The organism is Streptomyces sp. SID5910, from assembly GCF_009862125.1.
Taxonomy (GTDB): Bacteria; Actinomycetota; Actinomycetes; order Streptomycetales; family Streptomycetaceae; genus Streptomyces.
The window spans coordinates 1-10,691 of record NZ_WWHX01000551.1 but is presented as its reverse complement, the minus strand read 5'-3'; the positions used below and the strand labels follow the sequence as shown (position 1 = coordinate 10,691).

General features: G+C 71.8%; 5 protein-coding genes. All 5 read left to right on the top strand.

The genetic code is table 11. The features are described from left to right. The first annotated feature begins 144 nt into the window (after positions 1-144). The 5 genes from GTW67_RS19150 (at position 145) to GTW67_RS19130 (ending at position 10,634) form a co-directional block, all read left to right on the top strand. Positions 145-711: a LamG domain-containing protein gene (locus GTW67_RS19150; RefSeq protein ID WP_202437416.1), complete on the top strand. Its 567-nt coding sequence runs from the start codon at positions 145-147 to the stop codon at positions 709-711. A gap of 153 nt (positions 712-864) precedes the next feature. Continuing rightward, a complete protein-coding gene (locus GTW67_RS19145) occupies positions 865-7,395 on the top strand; it encodes an RHS repeat-associated core domain-containing protein (RefSeq protein WP_161166039.1) in 6,531 nt (2,176 codons plus the stop codon). Positions 7,396-7,401: 6 nt separating this feature from the next. Continuing rightward, positions 7,402-7,860 carry a hypothetical protein gene (locus tag GTW67_RS19140; protein WP_161166038.1) on the top strand — a complete coding sequence of 153 codons (459 nt, stop codon included), beginning with the start codon at positions 7,402-7,404 and terminating at the stop codon, positions 7,858-7,860. Positions 7,861-8,006: 146 nt separating this feature from the next. After that, positions 8,007-9,386 (top strand): nitrate/nitrite transporter, encoded by a 1,380-nt coding sequence (locus tag GTW67_RS19135; protein WP_161166037.1) that lies wholly within the window; start codon positions 8,007-8,009, stop codon positions 9,384-9,386. Positions 9,387-9,482: 96 nt separating this feature from the next. Then, on the top strand, positions 9,483-10,634 hold the full coding sequence (locus GTW67_RS19130; protein WP_161166036.1) for a uroporphyrinogen-III synthase: 1,152 nt from the start codon (positions 9,483-9,485) through the stop codon (positions 10,632-10,634). Positions 10,635-10,691 lie beyond the last annotated feature (57 nt).

The following is a 10,691-nucleotide window of genomic DNA, read 5'->3' as shown; positions in this document are numbered from 1 at the left end:
TGACCGGCCTCCGGTCCGGGTCCAGGGCGCGCAGCAGTGCGCGCATGTGCTCCTCGTCCAGGGACACGCAGGCGTTGGTCGGCCCGCCGTGGTCCACGTGGATCCACACCCCGCCGCCCTTGCCCTCGCCCAGGGGCCGGGTCTATGGACGGCGTCGACGACGCCGCGGTCACGGCCGGGCCGCTGGTGTCCGAGCACGCCTCGTTCACCGCGTCCACCCTGGTGCAGCTCGACCAGGCCAAGCTGCTGGCCAAGGACACCGGCTACATCGGCCAGGTCCTCGGCCAGCGCACCGAGGACGGCTCGTCCTGGGGCTTCTGGTTCGAGCTGACCGGCAAGGACACCGTGCTGGACGAGGAGACCGGGGAGGAGGTCACCCGGCCCGCCGGCAAGTGGCACTTCGGCCGCCGCAACAACGACGGCACCTGGACGTCGGTCGTCTCCGACGATATCGCCGCCATGGACAGCGAGGTACGGCTGACCGGCGTCTACAACTCCCTCACCGGCACCATCAGCCTCTACCTGGGCCACAACCAGAACGGCGCCGACCTCTCCTACGCGATCAAGGTCGGTACGGCGGACTTCGCCGTCGGCAAGGGATTCACCTCCAGCGCCTGGCAGCACCACCTGCCGGCCCGCGTCATGGACGTGCGGCTGTGGGCGGGCGCCATGGCGGGCAGCGACCAGATCGACGAGATGGTCGGGGACTGACCGGAAGCCGGCCCGGCACACGGGGCTGACGGCGGCCGAGGCGATCCTCGGCCGCCGTCCCGGTGCGGCCGCCGCGACGACGCGCGGCCGGACGGCCACCGCATTCCGGACGACGAGTTCGACGAGTTCGAAGACAAACGTGGGGCGGACAACATGAGACTTGGCAGGAGCGCGTCACGTTGGCGGCGCGCGCGGCCCTTGGCCCTAGCGGTGTCACTCTGCTTGCTGACACCGCTCGGCCTCACCACGACGGCCCAGGCGGCACCCGGTCTCCCGGGCCCGCCCGATGCGCCGGAGCAGCGCGTCAGCAAGGTGCACGAGGTGCGCACCGTCGGTGCGAAGAAGGCCCGCGACAAGGCCGCCGCGTACCGGAAGGCCAACACCGGCCAGGCGGAGCGCGCGGCGGACGAACGCAAGGGCGCCTGGCCCGGCGCGGGCGAGGCCGTCGTCACGCTGAGCGCCGGCCGGGAGGCGGCCGTCGCGGCGGCCGGCGTGCCCATGAAGGTGCGGCCGAGCGCCAAGACACCGGCCGCGGCGGACACCAAGGCCCGCGTCACCGTCCTGGACCAGAAGGCGGCCCGGCGGGCCGGCGTCACCGGTGTGCTGTTCACCGTGGACGCCGACGCCTCGGGACCGGCGCAGGTCAGCGTCGACTACAGCTCCTTCGCGAGCATGGTCGGCGGCGGCTGGGCGGGCCGGCTGAGGCTGGTCACGCTGCCCGCGTGCGCGCTGACCACACCGGACAGGGCCGAGTGCCGCCGGGCCACCGCGCTGCCCTCGCGCAACGACACGAAGACGCGGACCGTCTCCGCGCAGGCGCCCCTGCCGGCGTCCGGCGCCGGGCCCACGGCCCAACTGGGCAGCGCCGCGCAGGCGCCGACGGTGCTGGCCGTCACCGCGCTCGCGGCCGGTTCGGGTGCGTCCCCCTCCGGCACCGGCGACTACTCGGCCACCGAGCTGTCCGCGGCCTCGTCCTGGGAGGCGGGCGGCAGCTCCGGCGCCTTCACCTGGTCGCACGACTTCCCGCTGCCGCCCGCCGCGACCGACCCGACGCCCACCCTGGCGCTGTCGTACGACTCCGGCAGCGTGGACGGACGCACCGCGACCACCAACAACCAGGGCACCGCGGTCGGCGAGGGCTTCACGCTCACCGACTCCTACGTGGAACGGGCGTACGGAAGCTGCGACGAGGACGGCCACACGGACGTCTTCGACCGCTGCTGGAAGTACGACAACGCCCGCCTGGTCCTGAACGGCAAGTCCACCCGCCTGATCAAGGACGACGACAGCGGCGCGTGGCGGCTGGAGGACGACGACGCCTCCAAGGTCGTCCGCTCCACCGGCGCCGAGAACGGCGACGACAACGGCGAGTTCTGGACGGTGATCACGGGCGACGGCACGAAGTACGTCTTCGGCCTGAACAAGCTCGACGGCGCCGCCGCCGACGTGCGCACCGACTCGGTGTGGACCGTGCCGGTCTTCGGCGACGACTCCGGTGAGCCCGGCTACGACAAGGGCGGCGCCTTCGCCGACCGCGCACTGACCCAGGCCTGGCGCTGGAACCTCGACTACGTCGAGAACACGCGCGGCGGCGCCGCTACCTACTGGTACGCGAAGGAGGGCAACCACTACAAGAAGAACAAGTCGGAGACCGCCAACGCCTCCTACACGCGCGGCGGTTACCTCAAGGAGATCCAGTACGGCCTGCGCAAGGGCGCGCTGTTCACGGACAAGGCCGACGCGAAGGTCACCTTCGCGCACGCCGAGCGCTGCACCGCCGCCGACTGCGACAAGCTGACCGAGGACACCGCGAAGAACTGGCCGGACGTCCCCTTCGACGCCATCTGCTCCGACGGCGACAAGGAGTGCGCCGCCGCCGGCCCGGCCTTCTTCACCCGCAAGCGGGTCACGGGCGTCAGCACCTTCTCCTGGTCGGCCGCCGAGTCGGCCTACCAGCCCGTCGACACCTGGGAGTTCACCCAGAAGTACCTGGACGGCGGCGACATCGGCGACAGCAGCGACCAGACCCTGGCCCTGATGTCGCTGCGGCGCACCGCCAAGGCCGGTACGGCGATCGTCAACGAGCCGATCTCCTTCACCTACCAGATGCGGCCCAACCGGGTCGACGCCACCGACGACATCCTGCCGCTGCACCGGCCCCGCATCGCGACGGTCACGTCCGAGACCGGCGCCCTGACGACGGTGACGCTGTCGTCCGAGGAGTGTGTCCGCAGCGAGGTCGTCAAGGCCCCCGAGGACACCAACACCCGCTCCTGCTACCCGCAGTACTGGAACATCAACGGAGCCGAGAACGCCTCCGTCGACTGGTTCCACAAGTACCGCGTCCTCGCCGTCAGCACCTCCGACCCCGCCGGCAACAACGACGCGGTGGAGAACGCCTACGACTACTCCGGCGCCGCCTGGCACTACAGCGACGACCCGTTCACCCCCGCCGACGAGCGGACCTGGTCCGACTGGCGCGGCTACCGCCAGGTCACCGTCCACAAGGGCGCGATCGGCACGACCCGCTCCCGGACCGTCTCCCTGTACCTCCAGGGCATGGACGGCGACCGGAAGGCCGACGGCACGGCCCGTTCGGTCTCCCTCGCCCCGCTCTCCAGCCCTGCCCTCGGCCTGTCCGCGCTGACCGACAGCCCGCAGTACGCCGGACAGCTGCGCCAGAAGGTCGTCTACAACGGCGACACGGCGATCAGCGCCACCGCGAACAAGCCGTGGTCCAGGAACACCGCCCACCAGACGGTCCCCGGCGCCGCCGACCACGACGCCCGCTACGTGCGGGCCGGCCAGGCCACGTCGTACACCTATCTGACGGCGTCGAAGACCTGGCGGTCGCGGACCGTCACCAACTCCTACGACGACCACGGCATGATCACCTCGGTCGACGACACCGGTGACACCGCCGCGAACGGCGACGAGACGTGCGCCCGCACCTGGTACGCGCGCAACGAGAGCGCCGGCCTCACCGCCCTGGTCTCCCGGAGCCAGACCGTCGGCAGGCCCTGCTCCGTCCTCGACGCCTCCCTGTCCCTGCCCGCCGGTACCGACAAGCGCGGCGACGTCCTGTCCGACACCGCCTCCGTCTACGACGACCCCCAGGCCACCACCTGGAAGGCCGTGCAGCAGCCCGTCCAGGGCCAGGTCACCTGGGCCGGCCGGGCCACCGGCTACGCGGCCGCGCCCGACGCGCAGGGCCGGCGCATGCCGACCGGCTGGCAGACCGTCAGCCGGACCACCTACGACGCGCTGGGCCGCACCTCCGGCGTCACGGACGCCGGGGGCAGCACCACCACGACCGAGTACACGCCGCCCGCCGCGGGACCGCTGACGAAGACCGTCGTCACCAACGCCAAGGGCCACGACACCATCACCTTCCTCGACCCGCGGCGCGGTCTCGCCGAGCGCACCTACGACGCGAACCGCCGCAGGACCGAGCTGACCTACGATGCGATGGGCCGGCTGACCGCCGTGTGGCTGCCCAACCGCAACAAGGGCGCGGGCGACTCGGCCAACAGCACCTTCGGCTACCAGCTCAGCGCGACCAGGCCCTCCTGGGTGTCCACCGCGAAGCTCAAGGCCGACGGCAAGACCTACAACACCACCTACGACCTCTACGACGCGCTGCTGCGCAAGCTCCAGACCCAGTCGCCGACCCCGTCGGGCAACGGGCGCATCCTCACGGACACCCGCTACGACAGCCGCGGCCTGGCCTACGAGACGTCGGACGACATCTTCGACAGCACCAGCGCGCCCACCGGCACCTACACCCGCTCCGAGTACGGGGAGTCGCCCACCCAGACCCTCACCGACTACGACGGCGCCGAGCGGGAGACCACCCGTACCGTCTACTTCTACGGCCAGAAGCGCTGGACCAGCACGAGCGCGTACACCGGTGACTCCACCGCGACCTCGGCCCTCAAGGGCGGCACCGCCCGGCGGACCGTCGTGGACGCGCGCGGCAGGACCGTCGAGACCCGGCAGTACGCCGGACAGAGCCCCGCGGACGCCGACTTCGGCGGCACCGGCGGAGCCGCCCACACCTCCGTGCGCACCGACTACACCCTCGACGGCAAGGAGCGCCAGGTCACCGGCCCCGACGGGGCGAAGTGGAGCTACACGTACGACCTCTTCGGCCGGCGGACGGACATCACCGACCCCGACAAGGGCGCCGCGCACACCGACTACAACACCCTCGACCAGGCCGTGAAGGTCACCGACGCGGGCGGCAAGTCGGTGCTGACCGAGTACGACACGATCGGGCGCATCACCGGCACCTGGGCCGGCAGCAAGACCGCCGCCAACCAGCTGACCAAGCACACCTACGACGAGGTCGCCAAGGGCAAGCCGACGGAGTCGGTGCGCTACGTCGGCGGCACGGCCGGCAAGGCCTACACGCGCCGGGTCACCGCGTACGACAGTCTCGACCGGGCCGTGGCCACGGAACTCGTGCTCCCCGCCGACGACCCCCTGGTCAAGGCCGGGGTGCCGCAGACCCTGGCGAACACCAGCTACTACAACCTCGACGGAACCCTCCAGAACAGCACCGAGCCCGCGCTCGGCGGGCTGCCCGCGGAGACCGTCAAGCGCGGCTACACCGGCCTCGGCCAGGTGAAGTCCGTCAACGGCGCCACCGGGTACCTGCTGGACACCGACTACTCCGAACTCGGCATGCCCCAGCAGCTCGTCCTCGGCACGGCCGACACCGAGGAGCACAAGAAGACCTACGTCAACCACAACTACGAGGAGGGCACCGGCCGGCTGCTGCGCACCCGCGTCACCGACCAGACGCACGGCCTGGTCATGGACCTGAACTACACCTTCGACGAGGCCGGGAACATCACGGCCGTCGGCGACTCGGGCACGGCCGGCGGCACCAGGGCCGAGACGCAGTGCTTCGCCTACGACGGCTTCCGCCGCCTCACGGAGGCCTGGACCCCGTCCTCCCGCAACTGCGCCGACCAGCGGTCCACCACCGCCCTCGGCGGCCCGGCACCGTACTGGACCGGCTACACGTACGACGACGCCGGCCAGCGCAAGACCGAGACCGAGCACACCGCCACCGGTGACACCACCACGACTTACTGCCACACGGGCACGGCCGAGCACGCGGTGACCGGCACGACCACGAAGGGGGACTGCACCGCCCCGGAGAAGACCTACGACTACACCGCCACCGGCAACACCTGGCACCGCCCCGGCACCGGCGGCACACAGGAGCTCACCTGGTCCGCCGAGGGCAGGCTCACCAAGCTCACCCAGGGCACCCAGGCCACCGACTACGTCTACGACGCCGACGGCACCCTGCTGGTCCGCGCCGCCACCAACGGCGAGCGCGTGCTGTACGCCGGGGCCACCGAGGTCCACCTCCGCAAGGACGGCACCACCTGGGCCCAGCGCCGGTACGGCACCGAGGAGACGACCGTCGCCCTGCGCACCAACCAGGGCGGCGGCGTGAAGCTCTACTACCTCGCCGCCGACCACCACGGCACGCAGAACCTGGCGGTCGAGGCGGTCACGCAGGGCATCACCCGGCGCTACCTGAACGCCTTCGGCGAGGAGCGCGCCCAGACCGGCGGCGGCAGTTGGGTCGACGACCGCGGGTTCCTCGGCAAGACGCACGACAAGGACACCGGCCTGACCCACGTCGGGGCCCGCGAGTACGACCCGGTGCTCGGCGCCTTCGTCAGCGTGGACCCGCTGCTGGAACCGGAGAAGCACCAGTCCCTCAACGGCTACGGGTACGCCGAGAACAACCCGGTGACCCTGTCGGACCCCTCCGGCCAGAGCAACCAGTACTCGTGCACCATGGGCGTGGACTGCGGCATCGACGAGATCCTCGCCGACATGTTCGTCGCCGCGCCGTTCGACACGGGCGGCGGCGGGTCCGGCGGCGGCGGTGGCACCTCCGGGACCGCCGGGGCGACCTCGCTCCTGCCTCCGGGGGGTCTCAACCCGAGCCAGCTCCAGCCGTTCCAGTCCGTGCCGCTGCTGATGGGCCCGGACCCGATCCCGGTCGAGTACCAGCTGGACCCGAAGATCACCAAGCTCATCAGGATGATGATGGAGCGCCAGATCCACAACCGCCCGCCGATCGGCTCGCTCGCCAGCGACAAGCACGGCGGCGACGGCAAGGTGCGCAGCGGCGGCCCCTGGAACCTGGCCTTCCGCTGGCTGTGGGGCAGCCCGGAGATGAAGAACCGCACCTCCGACCTCTCCTACGACGGTGACGACGAGCTGACGCAGTCGCTGATCAAGAGCACCAGCATGGCCGACGCGCGCTCCACCATCGCCGCCGAGTACGCCTGGAGCGGCAAGAAGAAGGGCCGGGCGGACTACAGCACCACCAAGAACCGGGACAAGGACGACCTCAACTACCTCCAGATGGCCGGGGTCTACGCCTCCGACCTCGGCGGCCTGATCGTCGGCAAGGAGGACCGCAAGGCCCAGGGCGTGCTCGGCTCCTACGCCCTCACCTACGAGATCACCAAGACCAAGGGGGACACCCTGACCGTCCAGTACCATGCCTGGACCGACATCGACAATGAGTCGTTCGTGCCGGGACACCAGAAGTGGCAAGAGGTGTTCAACAAGACACCGCAGTACACGGGTGGCTACTTCGCCGGCTTCCGCGTCGACGTCAAGTGGCAGGAAACCATCTACCAGTAGGCCGGCATGAAGGTACGACGTACAGGCACGGCGATCGTGGTCCTTCCCTGCCTCGTCCTGCTCGGCATCTCCGCCCTGGCGGGCTGCGGGCCGGACGAGGGGGCCGAGCTCGGCTCCGACCAGCTCACGGGCGTCTGGCAGGGCACCGGGGGCGGCACGGTGCGGTTCGGGACCGACGGACGGTTCGAGATGTCCGGCATCCCGCGCGACGCCGTCGTCTTCAGCTTCAGCGACCCCCCGCCGGGCGACGGACGCCTGTCCGGCGGGGGCGAGTGGGAACTCGCCGGCGGCGATGGCACGAGCGGCACGATCGAGCTCGGGTTCGACGCCGGCGGGTCCTTCGCGGACGACAGCGAGGCGACGGTCCTCCAGGTCAAGGAGGCCGGCGACCGTCCGGTGCTGTACTTCGACACCGACGCCGACGAGGCGTACGGCTACGAGGTACGGCGCGTCACCTCCGGCTGACCACCGCGCCCGCGGCAACGACCTCTCACCCGGCCGCCGCGCCGGGTGAGAGCAACGTTCCCTGCCGGTCACCCGCAGCCCCACCGGCCCGAAACGCGCCCTTCCTACCTTCGGTGCGACCGAGCCCCGGAGCGCGTGGAGGCGTCATGAGAGTCCCTGGCGGCCGCTGGATCCAGCACTGGGATCCCGAGGACGAGACCTTCTGGCAGGAGACGGGGGAGCCGATCGCCCGGCGCAACCTGTTCTTCTCCGTCCTGTCCGAGCACATCGGGTTCTCGGTGTGGACGCTGTGGTCCGTGCTGGTGCTCTTCATGGGACCCGAGTACGGGCTGACACCGGCCGACAAGTTCCTGCTGACGTCCGTGGTGACACTGGTCGGGGCCGTCGTGCGGGTGCCGTACACCTTCGCCGTGGCGGTCTTCGGCGGGCGGAACTGGACGGTCGTCTCCGCCGGGCTGCTGCTCGTGCCGACCGTCGCCGCCTTCGCCGTCATGGAGCCGGGGACGTCCTTCTCGACCTTCCTCCTGGTCGGCCTGCTCGCCGGCATCGGCGGCGGCAACTTCGCCTCCTCCATGACCAACATCAACGCCTACTTCCCGATGCGGAAGAAGGGCTGGGCGCTCGGCCTCAACGCCGGGGGCGGGAACATCGGCGTGCCCGTCATCCAGCTCGTCGCGCTGGCCGTCATCGGGGCGGGCGGCGGACCCCGGGTGCTGCTCGGCCTCTACATCCCGCTGATCCTCGTGGCCGCCGTCCTCGCCGCCCGCCACATGGACAACCTCAGCTCCGTCAGGAACGACACCGGGGCCGCCAAGGACGCCGCCCGGGACGCGCACACCTGGATCATGTCCGTGCTGTACATCGGCACGTTCGGCTCGTTCATCGGCTACAGCTTCGCCTTCGGGCAGGTGCTGACGACCCAGTTCGGGCGCACCCCGCTCCAGGCCGCCTACCTCACCTTCGTCGGCCCGCTCCTCGGCTCGCTGATCCGGCCCCTCGGCGGCAGGCTCGCCGACCGGTACGGCGGCGCGCGGATCACGCTGGGCACCTTCGTCGCCATGGCCGCCGCCACCGCCGTACTCGTCGCCGCCGGCATGGCGAAGTCGCTGCCGCTGTTCGTCGCCGCCTTCGTGGTGCTGTTCGTGCTCAGCGGGCTCGGCAACGGGTCGACGTTCAAGATGATCCCCGGCATCTTCCAGAACAAGGCGCTCGCCCGGGGCCTGACGGGGGAGGAGGCCGTGGCGTACGGGCGGCGGCTCTCCGGGGCCTCCATGGGGCTGATCGGCGCGGTCGGCGCGCTCGGCGGCGTCGCCATCAACCTCGCCTTCCGGCAGTCCTTCCTCTCCGTCGGCTCCGGCACCGGCGCCTTCGTCGCGTTCCTCGCCTACTACGCCGTCTGCTTCGCCGTCACCTGGGCGGTATACCTTCGCCGCCCCGCCGTACCGATGCCGCACGGCCCGGCGGACGAGGCGGACCCGGCGGACGGCGCGGAGACGCGGGACCGGCTCGGCTACGCACAGGTATGACGTAACACTGGTGACACGCGGCGGAACCGAGCCCGTCACGCGCCGTTGACAGGCTCGGCCGCCGCACCGACACGTACGACGACCGGGACGAGAGCGATGGACGACGAACAGCAGCAGCCGGACCACGGCCCCCTCGCCGGTTTCACCGTGGGCGTGACCGCCGCGCGCCGGGCCGACGAACTGGGCGCGCTGCTCCAGCGGCGCGGTGCCGCCGTCCTGCACGCCCCCGCATTGCGGATCGTGCCGCTCGCCGACGACAGCGAGCTGCTGGCCGCGACCAAGCAGCTGATCGACCGGGCGCCGGACGTCGTCGTGGCCACCACCGCCATCGGCTTCCGGGGCTGGGTCGAGGCCGCCGACGGCTGGGGCCTCGGCGACGCCCTGCTGGAACGGCTGCGCTCGGTCGAACTGCTCGCGCGCGGGCCCAAGGTCAAGGGCGCGGTGCGCGCCGCGGGGCTGACGGAGCGGTGGTCGCCGTCCTCCGAGTCCATGGCCGAGGTGCTGGACCGGCTGCTGGCGGAGGGCGTCGACGGCCGCCGGGTCGCCGTACAGCTGCACGGTGAGCCGCTGCCGGGGTTCGTGGAGGCGCTGCGCGCGGGCGGCGCCGAGGTCGTCGGGGTGCCCGTCTACCGGTGGCTGCCGCCGGAGGACCTCGGGCCCGTGGACCGGCTGCTGGACGCCGCCCTTTCGCGGGGCGTGGACGCGGTGACGTTCACCAGCGCGCCCGCCGCCGCGTCCTTCCTGAGCCGTGCCGAGGAGCGCGGCCAACTCCCCGAGCTGCTCGCCGCGCTCGGGCACGACGTGCTGCCCGCCTGCGTCGGCCCGGTCACCGCGGTGCCGCTCCAGGCGCACGGCGTCGACACGCTCCAGCCCGAACGCTTCCGGCTCGGCCCGCTCGTGCAGCTGCTGTGCCGGGAGCTGCCGGGCCGGGCGCGCTCGCTGCCGGTCGCCGGGCACCGGGTGGAGATCCGCGGCCACGCCGTACTGGTCGACGGGGATCTGAGGGCGGTGCCGCCCGCGGGGATGTCCCTGCTGCGGGCGCTGTCCCGGCGGCCGGGCTGGGTCGTGCCGCGCGCCGAACTGCTGCGGGCGCTGCCGGGCGCGGGGCGCGACGAGCACGCGGTGGAGACGGCGATGGCCCGCCTCCGCACGGCCCTCGGCACCCCGAAGCTGATCCAGACGGTCGTCAAACGCGGCTACCGCCTGGCCCTGGACCCAGCGACGGACGCGAAGTACGCGGCGGACTGAGGGAGCGCCAGACTTGGCCGTCCCCAGCTGCGGGCAGTCGTGCCGCTGGGGCGGCAC